The 12,749-nt window shown below is 66.5% G+C and carries 10 protein-coding genes; 3 read left to right on the top strand and 7 right to left on the bottom strand.

Going from position 1 to position 12,749, the window contains the following annotated elements; translation table 11 throughout:
- Complete coding sequence (locus ACHL_RS11595) at window positions 1–1,158, top strand: cysteine desulfurase family protein (protein WP_015937473.1); 1,158 nt, start codon at window positions 1–3, stop codon at window positions 1,156–1,158.
- 13 nt (window positions 1,159–1,171) lie between these two features.
- Here ACHL_RS11595 and ACHL_RS11590 read toward each other — a convergent pair whose 3' ends face one another.
- Both ACHL_RS11590 and ACHL_RS11585 read right to left on the bottom strand, forming a co-directional pair.
- Window positions 1,172–1,663 (bottom strand): GtrA family protein, encoded by a 492-nt coding sequence (locus ACHL_RS11590; protein ID WP_015937472.1) that lies wholly within the window; start codon window positions 1,661–1,663, stop codon window positions 1,172–1,174.
- Window positions 1,664–1,764: 101 nt separating this feature from the next.
- The gene (locus ACHL_RS11585) at window positions 1,765–2,427 is read right to left on the bottom strand and encodes a DUF1684 domain-containing protein (RefSeq protein ID WP_015937471.1); all 663 of its coding nucleotides are present in this window, start codon (window positions 2,425–2,427) and stop codon (window positions 1,765–1,767) included.
- A 195-nt stretch (window positions 2,428–2,622) separates the two neighbouring features.
- Between ACHL_RS11585 and ACHL_RS11580 the strand changes: the two genes are divergently transcribed.
- Both ACHL_RS11580 and ACHL_RS11575 read left to right on the top strand, forming a co-directional pair.
- A complete protein-coding gene (locus ACHL_RS11580; protein ID WP_015937470.1) occupies window positions 2,623–3,486 on the top strand; it encodes a hypothetical protein in 864 nt (287 codons plus the stop codon).
- A gap of 70 nt (window positions 3,487–3,556) precedes the next feature.
- Window positions 3,557–4,363, top strand: coding sequence for a transglutaminase-like domain-containing protein (locus ACHL_RS11575; protein WP_015937469.1), 807 nt, complete (start codon window positions 3,557–3,559; stop codon window positions 4,361–4,363).
- Window positions 4,364–4,430: 67 nt separating this feature from the next.
- Here ACHL_RS11575 and ACHL_RS11570 read toward each other — a convergent pair whose 3' ends face one another.
- The 5 genes from ACHL_RS11570 to ACHL_RS11550 all read right to left on the bottom strand — a co-directional run bounded on the left by ACHL_RS11570 (window position 4,431) and on the right by ACHL_RS11550 (window position 12,665).
- Complete coding sequence (locus tag ACHL_RS11570) at window positions 4,431–4,898, bottom strand: MarR family winged helix-turn-helix transcriptional regulator (RefSeq protein ID WP_015937468.1); 468 nt, start codon at window positions 4,896–4,898, stop codon at window positions 4,431–4,433.
- Window positions 4,898–6,007 (bottom strand): LLM class flavin-dependent oxidoreductase, encoded by a 1,110-nt coding sequence (locus ACHL_RS11565; protein WP_015937467.1) that lies wholly within the window; start codon window positions 6,005–6,007, stop codon window positions 4,898–4,900. The genes ACHL_RS11570 and ACHL_RS11565 overlap by 1 nt, the downstream gene beginning before the upstream one ends.
- Window positions 6,008–6,122: 115 nt before the next feature.
- Window positions 6,123–9,350, bottom strand: a complete 3,228-nt coding sequence (locus ACHL_RS11560; protein ID WP_015937466.1) for an efflux RND transporter permease subunit — start codon at window positions 9,348–9,350, stop codon at window positions 6,123–6,125.
- 62 nt (window positions 9,351–9,412) lie between these two features.
- Complete coding sequence (locus ACHL_RS11555) at window positions 9,413–10,915, bottom strand: malate:quinone oxidoreductase (RefSeq protein ID WP_015937465.1); 1,503 nt, start codon at window positions 10,913–10,915, stop codon at window positions 9,413–9,415.
- 79 nt (window positions 10,916–10,994) lie between these two features.
- Window positions 10,995–12,665, bottom strand: a complete 1,671-nt coding sequence (locus ACHL_RS11550) for an ABC transporter substrate-binding protein (RefSeq protein ID WP_171908909.1) — start codon at window positions 12,663–12,665, stop codon at window positions 10,995–10,997.
- Window positions 12,666–12,749: the final 84 nt, after the last annotated feature.

Here is a 12,749-nt window from a genome sequence, read left to right as displayed (position 1 = left end):
ATGATCTTCCTTGACGCCGCCGCCACCACTCCCGTCCGCCGCGAGGTGCTGGAGGCCATGTGGCCGTATCTGACCGGTGACTTCGGAAACCCCTCCAGCCACCACAGCCTGGGGGAGTCAGCCGCCGCTGCGCTCGCCGGTGCCAGGGCCTCCCTGGCCGCGGTCCTCGGCTGCAGGCCCGGCGAGCTGGTCTTCACCTCAGGCGGCACCGAGGCGGACAACCTCGCCGTCAAGGGCATCGCCCTGGCCCGGCAGGCTGCGGACCCCGCCATGAACCGCGTGGTGATCAGCGCCGTCGAGCATCCCGCAGTGGAGGAATCTGCCAGGTACCTCGAACGCTTCCATGGCTTCTCCGTTGATGTGGTTCCCGTGGACGCCAACGGACAAGTGACGCCGGAAGCGCTGCTGCCGCTGCTGGGGCCGGAAACGGCGCTGGTCAGCATCATGTACGCCAACAACGAGGTGGGCACGGTCCAGCCCATCCCGGCCCTCGCGGAACTGGCCCGCGGGCAGGGCATCCCCTTCCATACAGACGCCGTCCAGGCCGCCGGCTGGCTGCCGCTGGACACCGCTGCCCTGGGCGTGGACGCCCTCAGCATTTCAGGGCATAAGCTTGGCGCCCCCAAGGGCTGCGGCGTGCTCTACGTCAGGGGCCGGGTCCGCGTGGAGCCGGTGCTCCACGGCGGCGGCCAGGAACGCGGACGCCGGTCCGGCACCGAAAACGTCGCGGGGGCCGTGGGACTGTCCACCGCGCTGGCCCTGGTGCAGGCCGCGCAACGGGAACAGGCCGGGCGGGTCTCGCGGCTAAGGGACGTATTCATTGATGCTGTGCTTACCGGGGTGCCGGAGGCCATCCTCACCGGGCACCCCACGGACCGGCTTCCCTCGGTGGCATCTTTCTGCTTTCCCGGCACCAGCGGCGAATCTGTCCTGCTGGAACTCGAACGCCAGGATGTGGTGTGCTCCAGCGGGTCAGCGTGTGCGGCGGGTTCGGATGAACCCTCTACCGTGCTGACGGCGCTGGGCATTCCCCGCGAAGTGGCGCAGACGGCGGTCCGCTTCAGCTTCGACGCGGCGGTCACCGGCGAAGACCTGGACACCGCTGCCAAAGCCGTCAGCGCGGCTGTGGCCGGAGTGAGGTCACTCGGTACGAGCTGATCCGGTGGACGGGCTAACGGTGCCGTGCCCGGCGGAAAATCCAGTGGCGGAGCAGCGTGAACCGGACGGCCGTGGCCAGGAACCCTGACAGGGTGGTGGTCAGAAGCTCGTCCGCCACAGTAGCCTCCGGATTGAGCCAGTGGAGCACGCCCAGGCTTCCTCCGGTGATCAGCAGTGCCACGGCGATCACCACCAGCCCGTTCAGGTGGTCGCTGGCCCGGCGCTGGGTCCCGGAGATCTTGAAGGTCAGCCGCCGGTTCAGCGCGGTGTTCAGCAGGGAAGTCAGGACCAGGGCAACGGCGTTTGCCGGTTGCGGACCGATCCACGGCCGGAGGAGGGCGTAAAGCGCCAGCGATGCGCCCGTGCAGATGATCCCCACGCCCGTGAAGCGGAGGAGTTGCCGGACCACTGGAAACCGCAGGATTCCGCGGCGGCGCAGGGAGGCCGGACTGCGGCGGGCGTCCTGCTGCTCCTGGACGGCTGCCGGCGCGCTGGTGGAATCCATCCGTCCACCCTGCCATACCGGGAGCACCGTCCCGGTTCAGTCCGCGGGCGCGGCGCTGTGTTTGGTGCCGCAACGCAGGCTGTGCCCGCGCTCCCGGAGCGTCAGTAGAGCTCGCCGGCCGGGATTTCGACGGCCAGCCGGTTGGACGGGCCGGGCAGCGGGCAGGCCCAGGCGTCGTTGTACGCGCAGGACGGGTTGTAGGCAAAGTTGAAGTCCAGGACGAACGTGGCGTTGGGGCCGGAACCCTGCACGCCGTGGAACGCGCCCTTGATGGTGTCCAGCAGGTACCGGCCGGCCCCGTACGTGCCGCCCGGCCTCCCGGCCGTGGCATCACGGAACGGCACGAAGATACCGCCGCCGTATCCCTTGAGCTTCCACACGGCCAGCTGCCCCATCTCGGGAAGGTCGAAGGTGCCCAGCCGGACAAAGCTGACTACGCCGTCGGTGCCCGTTTCCACGCTCATTTCCCGGCCGGCACCCTCCATGGTGAGGGGAACATGGAACCGGTAGATGGGATCGTAGTCAGCGGTCTTCAGCCCGGAGAACTGCGCCTTGGCCGCCGGTGTCAGCGCTGACGCCGGATGCGTGGCAAACATCAGGTCACGCTGGTGGCGCCAGTACGAATGTGCTTCCGCCGGGTTATCGGCGGCGATCCGGCGCACATTGTCGTAGAGGTTGAACGTCCGCAGCCTCCAGTCGGCGATGTCGACGGCGGACATTTCCGCCAGATTCTCTTCGTCCATGCCCTGCTGCCCGTGCGCCATATCCCCAGCCTAGCCGTACTGCCGCGCACGGAAGGCGCAGCGTACGACGACGGCACCTCCGGCGGTTCCCCGGGTGCGGTGCGGTGGGGCGTGATGGGGGGGCAGGGGATGCGGTGGACGCTTGGTCCGCGCCCGGCGCCGGGAAACGCCACGCGCCTGGGCGGCCGGGCAGTGCGGCGCGGATAGGCTGGCTGCATGGAAGTCGAGGGAACAGCAGCAGTACCGGTGCGGGGACGGGCCCAGGCGGGGTCCCTGATTGTCCTTACGGTGGGTGCCCTGCTGCTTGCCGGGTGCAGCGGTCCGCAGGCGGGCGGATCCGGAGCGGGCTGGACCGCGCAGGCTGAACCCTCGGCCGGTGCGGCGGGTGCGCCGGCGACGGCGCCGTCAGGCACAACACCCCCGGGTGGCTTGCCTGGTCCGTCCGGCGAAGCCGGTGCTACCGGCACCGCTTCAGCCGATCCGCGGCCCGCGGCCACCGCCGCGACGTGGAAGACTTTCGCCGATCCTGCCAGGACGGTCAGCTTTGAACTTCCCCAGGACTGGATCGCCCAATCAGTGCAAGCCGAGGACGGTACCCTCCCGGGTGCGTTAAAGATCGAGGTGAAGAAGCCCGACGGGACCTTCATGGCCGCGCTCCGGACCGGCCTGCCGCCGTCGTCCGCTGAATGCCCTGAGGGTTCGCGCCGGCCCTACACGGTGATCAGCAGCGTTCCCGCTTCGCCGGCCGCCTCCGCCGGGACCGGCGAAGGCACCATCCCGCCCCGGGTGGTGTTCCGGGTGATCCAGGGCTACCGCTACTTCGGCTCCTACGGGATCACCAACGTGGTGGGCGGCGCCGGTAACCAGGCCTGCGAGCTGCGCAACACCGTCAGCGGTCCGGCAGGCAAGGGTGACTGGTCCTTCGGCGACCTGGTGGCCCTGAAGGCGTTTGCCCCTGATGAGAAGGTGGCTCCCGCCAAGGCCTTCGACACCCTTGGCGCGGCGGCCGCGTATGCCGGGGAAAGCCCGGACTTTGCCAATGTCCAGCGGATGCTAATGTCTCTGGAGATCAAAAACTAGTCCCGTCGCCGGCCCCCACAGGGCGCCCAGGCACGGCACTGCTTTCCAACGCCGACACCCCCGGAGATTCATGGAACGCTCTGTTTCCGCACGCCTGGCCTTCCGCACCGCGGCGAACACCAAGGTGGCCATGGCCATTGCCGCTGCCAGGAACAACGGATACTCGTCTTTCGAGGAATCCCTCTCGGTGCTTGCCGGCGGTGAGGAAGTCCCGCTGACGGAGATCTCCGACCACCACGGCGGCCGGTTCCACTACATGGAGTTCGCCGAACCCACCGATGTCACCGTCGAGTACTCAGCCACAGTGGCCGGCCGCGCCGAGCCGGAGGGCGCCACCCTGGCGGAACAGATCCGCTACGTCCGGCCCAGCCGTTACGCCGAGTCTGACCGGCTCCTCCCCACCGCCTACGCTGAATTCGGAGGCCTGCACGGGGAAGAACTCGTCCAGGCCGTGAGGAATTGGGTCTACGGCGAACTCCGGTACATCAGCGGTTCTTCGCGTGGCACCGACGGCGCGGTGGAAACGCTGCTGCACCGCCGCGGCGTCTGCCGGGATTTCGCACACCTGGCCATCGCGCTGCTGCGGTCCAAGGATGTCCCCGCACGGCTTGCCGCGGTCTACGCGCCGGGGCTGGCCCCCATGGATTTCCACGCCGTGGCCGAGGCTTACGTTAACGGGGCGTGGCGCATCATCGACCCCACGGGGCTGGCCCCGCGGGAATCGATGCTGCGCATCACTGCCGGCCGTGACTCGTCCGACACTGCGTTCCTGTCCACGGTGGGCGGAAGCCTGACACTCAACCAGCTCCGCGTCACCGCAGTGGTCAACGGCACGTTGCCGGCAGAGGATCCTGCCGCGCCGGTGGCGCTGGGCTGACCTGTCCCGGGCCGGTTCAGCTCCGTCCTGTCCAGGTCCGGTCCGCTTCAGGTGCCGCCCGGCACTCCTACCTCGGCAGCTGTCCCAGCGAGTTCCGGAGCTTGTCCGTCAGCCGGCGCAGTTCCTTCTGCTCGTCGGGGGTCAGTGCCGGCCCCACCAGGGCGGAGATGTCGCGGACGTGCTCGCGGCCGATCTCCTTCTGGAGTTCCCGGCCTTCGTCAGTGAGCTTGAGCAGCACGCCCCTTCCGTCCTCCGGGGCGGGCATCCGCGCTACCAGGCCGCGCTTTTCCAGCCGCTCCACCAGCCGGCTCAGGCTGGACTGGCTGAGCAGGACGTTGTCGTTGAGCTCATTGAGCCTGAGCCAGCCCGACGGGCAGCGTGACAGGGTGAACAGGACGTCGTACTCATTCAGGGCCAGCTTTCGGAACGCCGGGCCGGACTGCAGCCTGCGCATCACGGCCACCTGCGCCCGGAACAGTGACTCCCAGGTTTCCGCCGCGAGCCGGACGGGGGACGTGGATTGGCTGGTTGCCATTACGCCTCCGCCGTGGCCTTCTCGGCGTCCTGGGCCGCCAGGTGCGCTGCGACGCGGGATGCGTGGGTGGGTGCGTCCGGCACGTGGGCAGGCTTCCGGTCTGCGTACTCCTTGCGGAGGACGGGCAGGACTTCCTCGCCAAACAGGTCCAGCTGTTCCAGGACTGTCTTGAGCGGGAGGCCGGCGTGGTCGATCAGGAACAGCTGGCGCTGGTAGTCACCAAAGTGCTCACGGAAGCTCAGGGTCTTCTCGATGACTTCCTGCGGGCTGCCCACGGTCAGTGGGGTTTGCGACGTGAAGTCCTCCAGGGACGGTCCGTGGCCGTACACGGGGGCGTTGTCGAAGTACGGACGGAATTCCTTCACAGCGTCCTGGGAGTTCTTCCTCATGAAGAACTGGCCGCCCAGGCCAACGATTGCCTGGTCCGCGGTGCCGTGGCCGTAGTGCTCGTACCGCTCGCGGTAGAGGCCGATCAGCTGCTGGTAGTGCTCCTTGGGCCAGAAGATGTTGTTGGCGAAGAACCCGTCACCGAAGTAGGCCGCCACCTCGGCGATCTGCGGTGTGCGGATGGAGCCGTGCCACACAAACGGGGCAACGCCATCTAGCGGGCGCGGGGTAGAGGTGAAGTTCTGCAGCGGAGTCCGGAACTTACCGGACCAGTTGACGGTGTCCTCATCCCACAGCTTGCGCAGCAGGCTGTAGTTCTCGATGGCAAGTTCCACACCGTCCTGGATGTTCTTTCCGAACCACGGGTAGACCGGGGCGGTGTTGCCGCGGCCCAGCACCAGGTCAACGCGCCCATCGGACAGGTGCTGGAGCATGGCGAAGTCCTCGGCGATCTTCACGGGATCGTTCGTGGTGATCAGCGTGGTGGCCGTGGAGAGGGTGATCCGCTCGGTCTGCGCGGCGATGTAGGCGAGGGTGGTGGTGGGGGAGGATGAGAAGAAGGGCCGGTTATGGTGCTCGCCCAGGGCGTACACATCCATGCCGATCTCTTCGACCTTCCTGGCGATGGCCACCGAGGCCTTGATGCGCTCGTTCTCGGTGGGGGTGCGGCCCGTGGTGGGGTCCGTGGTGATGTCGCTGACGCTGAAAACACCGAACTGCATGATGTGCCCTTCCGTTTCCTGGACTTGCTGGCTTGGTTCCAGTGTAGTCCAAATTAGATGCATTTGCATCTATCGACGGATACAACGCACCCATGCGGGATTTATTCCGCTTTTGTCAGTCGGGGCTGCCGGGTGCGGCGCGGCGTCCGCTGACCCTCGGCACATCGCCGGTGGTCCAGTCGCGGAACTCGGCATCGACGTCGGCTGGCGGCCCAAGTTCCGGCTGCGCCTGCAGGTCGCGGAGGAGTGCCTTCCGTTCCCGCCGTCCCTCCACGAGCCGGTACAGGACAGGAACCAGGACCAGGGTCAGGGCTGTGGACGAGACCAGGCCGCCGATCACCACCACGGCCAGCGGCTGGGAAATGAAGCCGCCGCCGCCAGTGAGTCCCATCGCCATCGGAGTCAGCGCGAAAACTGTCGCCAGCGCCGTCATCAGGATGGGCCGGAGGCGTTGACGGGCGCCGTGGGTGATCGCATCCGCAACGTTCATTCCCGGCAGGGTTGTCCCGGCGGGGCCGGTTCGTGGCTGCCGGTACTGGTTGATGAGGTCGATCAGCACAATGGCGTTGGTGACCACGATGCCCACCAGCATCAGCATGCCGATCAGCGAGGGCAGGCCCAGGGGAACACCGGTGACCAGCAGCAGGGCAACGGCCCCCGTGGCGGCGAACGGCACGGACACCAGCAGGATCAGCGGCTGGACCAGGGATTTGAAGGTGGCCACCATGATGACATACACGATGGCGATCGCAGCCAGCAGCGCCAGCCCCAACTGCCGGAAGGACTCTGCCTGCTGCGTCGTGGCGCCGCCGATCTCAGCGGTTACACCCGCAGGCAGCCCGACGCCTCCGAGGCGGGACTGAACCTCGGTACTGACGGCACCGAGGTTGGATCCCGACGGCGTCACGGACACCTTTGCGGTGCGCTGGCCGTTGCTCGCCGTGATGGACACCGGAATATCCACCTGTTCCACGGACGCTATGCTGCCCAGGGTGACAGGCCTTCCGGCTGCCGGAAGGGGGATGTTACGGACGGCGTCGATGCTGGTGAACCTGGTTCCCTGGCCGATCCTCACAGGAAAGTCGTTGGTGTCGATCCGGACAGTTCCGGCAGGGACCGGGCTGATGGTGGCAGCAAGGACGCCCGCCACCTGCTCCTCATTCAGGCCCGCCGCCACTGCCTTGGCCCGGTCCACCTTGACCTGGACCACCGGCTGGCTAGCGGCGAGGTTGGTTTCCACCTCGCTGGTGCCGGGCACGCCCGTCATGGCCTTCACCATTGCGTCGCTGGCTGCTTGCAGGTCCTGCGTACTGGCAGCCTTGAGGGTGATGTCCACGGTGGAGGAAGTGCCGAAGCCGCCCTGCTGGGTCCCCACGGACACCTTGCCGGAGTCCGGGACTTTGGCCAGCTCAGTGCGGACCGTTTCCTGCAGCCGGTCCTGGTCCGCCTTCTCGTCCGTTACCACCGTGAAGGTGGAATTCGACGAGCCGGAGGACACCAGTGCGGCGAACCCGGCCTGCGCGTTGCCGGAGGTGACCTGGACGTCCTTGATCCCGTCGATTCCGCGCAGCACCTCTTCGAGGCGGACGGCTGCGGCGCTGGTGTCCGCCAGGCTGGTGCCTGCCGGAAGCACCTGGCGCACCGTCAGGCTGTTCTGGCCGGAGTTGCCCAGCAGGTTGGTGGCCAGCAGCGGTGTCATCGCTGCCGTGGCACCGAGCACCAGGACGGCAGCCACCAGGGTCAGGACGGGGTGCTTCTGCGTCTTGGTGAGGATGGGCAGGTAGCCGCGCTGGAGCCGGCTGCGCTGTTCCTTCTCCTGCGCCGCTGCCCGGGCGGCGTCGGCGTCGGCGCGTGAGCCGGCACCGGACGGCGCGGGGCTCTTGAGGAACCAGTACGCCAGCACCGGCACAATGGTCAGGGACACCAGGAGGGACGCCAGCAGTGCGATGGTGACCGTCAGGGCGAAGGGCCTGAACAGCTCGCCGGCCAGTTCACCCACAAAGGCGATGGGCAGGAACACAGCCACGGTGGTGAGGGTGGACGCCGTGATGGCCCCGGCCACTTCACGGATGGCGGTGAGGATGGCGGTGACCTTGTCCTCGCCGTAAGTGAGGTGCCGCTTGATGTTCTCGATCACCACGATGGAGTCGTCCACTACACGGCCGATGGCGATGGTGAGGGCGCCGAGGGTGAGGATGTTCAGGGAGTAGCCGGTAGCCGAGAGCCCAATGAACGTGATGAGCAGGGACAGCGGGATGGATACCGCTGTCACCAGGGTGGAACGGGCCGACATCAGGAAGACCAGGATGACCGCGACGGCGAACCCCAGCCCCAGGAGGCCCTCGGTGGTCAGGTCCTTGATGGACTTCTCAATGAAGGGGGCCTGGTCGAAGACCGGCGTGAACCTGGCGTTTGAGCCAAGCTCCGCTGCCAGCTCGTCCAGGCTGTCCCTCACTGCATGGGAGATGGCCACCGTGTCCCCTTCGGGCTTTTTGGTGACGGACACCGCGAGGGTTTCGGCTCCATTGGTCCGGGTGATGGACGTGCGTTCGTCGTCCTTGATGGCGACGTCGGCCACGGACCCGATGGTGGCCCCGTCCTTGGCGCCGGACACGGGAAGGGCCTTGACGGCGTCGAGCGAGTCGACCGGGCTGCCGATCTGCAGCGAGAGCGTCTTGCCCTGCTCTTCCAGCGTGCCGGCCGGGACCAGGGCTCCATTGTTGGAGAGCGTATCGCGGAGGGAGGCGATGGTGGCGCCGGAGGCAGCCATCGTCTCGGGGCGCGGAAGGATCTCGATGTGCTGGGTGGCGCCGCCGGTGACATCGGCGCCGCGGACGCCGTCGATCTTCTGCAGCCGGGGAACGCTCAGCCGCTGGAGATCGGTGTTGAGTTCGCTGAGCGGCTTGTCCGAGGACACCGCCAGGAAGACGATGGGGAAATCGCTGATGCTTCCGGCGATGGCCTGCGGCTGTACGTCGGCCGGCAGGGTGCGCTTGGCGTTGGAGATGGCCCGGTCGATCTGGTTCCGTGCCCGGTCCAGGTTGGAACCGTAAGTGAACACCATCGTGATCTGCGAAACGCCGTTGCGGGACGTTGAGGAGGTGGACTCCAGCCCCTCCACGCCGTTCAGGGCCGTTTCGAGCGGGCCGCTGACCTGCTTGTCCACCACCTCCGGCGAGGCGCCCGGCATGGAGGTCAGCACAGTGATCTGCGGGAACTCAATGGATGGGATGAGTTCCTGCTTCAGCGACGACATGGTGATCACGCCGAAGACCGAAGCAAAGATGGTGATCAGCGCGATCAGCGCCCGGTTCGCCAGTGATAGGTGTGCCAGCCGGAACATCGATGGTCTCCTGGAGGGGTTAGTGACTGGATCCGGTAAGCCAGCCACTGGCCCCGGCAGGGTCAGTTGCTGGCGGAGACACTCTCCAGCTGAAGGGACTTGGCAGTTGCCCGCTCAAGCTCGGCGGCGAGCTCGGGATTCTCATCCAGCTTCACCCCGTAACCGGGCATCATGTCCTTCAGCTTGCCCTGCCAGCCCTTGAAGTTCTTGGGGAACGTCTTCTGCAGCAGTTCGATCATGATGGGAACAGCGGTGGAGGCTCCGGGTGAGGCTCCCAGCAGCGCGCCGATGGAACCGTCGCGGCCGGCAATCACTTCAGTACCGAACTGAAGGATGCCGCCCTTTTGCGGATCCTTCTTGATGATCTGTACACGCTGGCCGGCAGTTATCAGTTCCCAGTCGCCGTCCTTGGCTTCGGGGTAGTACTCCCGGAGCGCTTCAACCTTGTCGCCGTGGCGCTTGGCCACTTCCTTGATGAGGTAGGCGGTGAGGTCCATGTTGTCCTTGGCAACGGCCAGCATCGGAATGATGTTGCCGGGCCGGATGGACAACGGAAGGTCCAGGTAGGAGCCGTTTTTGAGGAAGTTGGTGGAGAACCCGGCGTAGGGTCCAAACAGGAGGGACCGCTTGCCGTTGACGTAACGGGTGTCCAGGTGCGGGACGGACATCGGCGGGGCGCCCACTGACGCCTGGCCGTAGACCTTGGCGCTGTGCTGGGCGGCGATGGTTTCGTCTGTGCAGCGGAAGAACTGGCCGGAGACGGGGAACCCGCCGTAACCCTTGCTTTCCGGGATGCCCGAGGCCTGGAGCAGGTGAAGGGCACCGCCGCCGGCGCCGACGAAGACAAACTTGGCGTGGATCCTGCCGTGCTCGCCGGACCTGGGGTGCTTCAGCGTCAGGTCCCAGCCGCCGTCGGACGCCTTGCTGATCCCGGTGACGTCGTGCCCGTAGTTGATTTCGACGCCGTTGTTCCCGAGGTAGGTGGTCAGCTCGCGGGTGAGTGCCCCGAAGTCGACGTCGGTGCCCTCGGCGGCGCGGGTGGCGGCGACCTTCTGCTGGGCGTTGCGGCCCTTGACGATCAGCGGTGCCCACTTGGCGATCTGGCCGTGGTCCTCGGAGTACTCCATGCTCCGGAACAGCGTGTGCGGCTTGAGGGCCTCGTAACGGGTCTTCAGGAACCTGGTGTGGTCATCGCCGATCACGAAGCTCATGTGCGGCACGGTGTTGATGAAGCCCTTGGGGGATCCGATCAGGTTGCCGTCCACCAGGTGGGACCAGAACTGGCGGGAGAGCTGGAACTGCTCATTGATCAGAAGGGCCTTGGCCGGGCTGACCGAGCCGTCTTTGGCTGCGGGGGAGTAGTTCAGCTCACAGAGGGCCGCGTGGCCGGTCCCGGCGTTGTTCCAGGGGTCTGAACTTTCGAGGCCGGGCTGGTCCAGCCGCTCGAACAGGGAGATGGTCCAGTTCGGTTCCAGCTGCTTGAGGAATGCCCCCAGCGTTGCGCTCATGATGCCGCCGCCAATCAGGACGACGTCGGCATGTTGGGTCTTGGAAATGAAGGTCACGATCAGTCTCCGATTGCAGCGGCTCTGGCTGTCACAGAATATCCCCGCCCTGCCGACATACTGAAATTGGCCCAGCCCGTCAAGGCTTTAATTGCACCTTCGTGAAAACTTCATTTAAGACCGGTGACGCGGGGTAGCTGACCACCCGGTCGGACAAAGCCAATGCAGAGATGGGGAAAGCGATGGGGACTGCCGGGACGGTGGCCGCAATCTGGGCGTTGATGGTGTGATAGAGCTCATCACGGTCCTCACCCTCGGGCAGGCCGCGCGCGCGGTTGATCTTGGAGAACACCTGCGGATCCTGGTAGCCGAACTCGCCGTTCTTCTCGCCGAACAGCGGCCCCACGAAGTTGTCTGCGTCCGAGTAGGAACCGTTCCAGCCCAGCAGGTGCAGGGCATGGTCGCCGGGGGACTGGACTTTCTGCAGGTAGCCGTCTGCCCAGTCCACGGGAACCGGCCGCACATTGATGCCGACGGCGGTGAGCTGCCGGCTGATCTCGGCGTACACCTTCTCGGGAGTCGGCAGGTAGGGCCGGGTGACGTTGAGCGGATAGTAGAACTTCAGCTCCTCGCCGGCGTAGCCCCCGTCCTTCAGGTATTCCTTTGCCTTCGCCGGATCGTGGCCGAGCTCGGGGGCGTCCTTGTTGAAGCCGCTGATCTTTGGCGGGACGAACTGGGTTGCTTTGGTGGTGTTGTCGATGAAGAACCTGCGGATCAGGGTCTCCTTGTCGATGGCCATCTCGATGGCCTGCCGGACCTTCTGGTTTTGCAGGACCGGGATGTCCTGGTTGATGCCCACGTACATGACCGAGAACGGGTCGCGCTGGACGATCTGCTTGCCGCGCTTCACCAGCTGGTCGAAGTTGCCCACCGTGACGGCGTCATAACCGTCGATCCGGCCGTCGAGTAACGCCTGCAGCCGTGTTTGCGGATGATCGTAGGCCAGGAAGTTGATGGTGGCGATCTGGCCACGGTCGCCCCAGTACCCCTTGTTGCTCAGCAGGGTGACGCTCTGGTCATCCCAGGAGCCAAAGCTGAAGGGGCCGGTACCCACCGGCGCCGTCGCGAAGGCGGAAACGGGCCGCCCCGCCCGGTTCTGGTCAAGGACATCGGCTTTCCCGGCCGCCAGGGCTGCCGGAGAAGCCATGGCGAAAGCGGGCAGTGTCAGGGCCTGCAGGAATGCCGTAAACCGCTGCGTGAGGTCGATCCGGACGGTGCCCTGGTCCACGGCCGTGCAGCTCTCGAAGATGGAGAGCGAGGCTTCGTCGGAGTGCGCTTTGAAGACGCCCTTGAACGAGCTGCCGGGGGCCTGCCGCCGCAACTCGGCCGGGAAGGCGAACCAGCGGTTGAAATTAACGCAGACTGCGTCGGCATTAAAGGGGGTGCCGTCCTGGAAGGTGACACCGTCGCGCAGCTTGAAGGAGTAGCTGCGGCCCTCGTTGGACTCGGTCCATTCGGTGGCGAGCAGGGGAGTGGGCTTGCCGGTGGTCTGGTCGACTCCCACCAGGCCTTCGAGGACCTGCCGGGTGATGCGCTGTGATTCGACGTCGCTGGAGAGCGCAGGGTCCAGGCCGAGCGGCTGGGCCGCCGTGCCGAAGTTGAATGTCGCCGCGGGTTCCGCGCCGGCCGTGGAGCTGGGGGAATCCGACGACGGCGAAGGGGACGGTGCGTTGGTGCACGAGGTCACACCCCAGGCCAGTAGTGCGGCGCCGGCCGTGAGGACGGTTCGCCGCGATGTACTTCTGGTCACCCGTTTATCACCCCTGGATTGTGGATCTCGGCCGCCTGCGGACCGGGTCCAGTCTAGCCGCCGCCATCGGGCCGGCGCGGGCAG

Source organism: Pseudarthrobacter chlorophenolicus A6, from assembly GCF_000022025.1.
Classification (GTDB): Bacteria; Actinomycetota; Actinomycetes; order Actinomycetales; family Micrococcaceae; genus Arthrobacter; species Arthrobacter chlorophenolicus.
This window is presented reverse-complemented; position numbering and strand designations above follow the sequence as displayed.